The sequence below is a fragment of the Halioglobus sp. HI00S01 genome (assembly GCF_001635445.1).
Classification (GTDB): Bacteria; Pseudomonadota; Gammaproteobacteria; order Pseudomonadales; family Halieaceae; genus Halioglobus; species Halioglobus japonicus.
On the sequence record NZ_LWEE01000101.1, the window covers coordinates 1 to 206 of the forward strand.

A 206-nucleotide genomic window follows, 5' to 3' on the forward strand; every position below is an offset into this window, starting at 1 on the left:
CCTGGCTGAGGTAGAGATAGACCTGATGGCACTGGAGTTCACTGAGTTGCGTGTTCTCGCCTCCGCGGCGGAGGGGGGCATGCCCGGTCCAGAGTCGTCCCTGCTGAAGTTGCAGGGGACGACAATCCAGAAAACGCTACAGGAATTGCGCATGGATGTGGCGGGCTATTATAGCCAAGCGCTTCAGGGTGACCTGGATGGCGCGC

At 60.2% G+C, this 206-nt stretch carries 1 pseudogene; it reads left to right on the top strand.

The features are described from left to right. A pseudogene (locus A3709_RS23735) lies at positions 1 to 206 on the top strand (pimeloyl-CoA dehydrogenase large subunit); the annotation flags it as partial.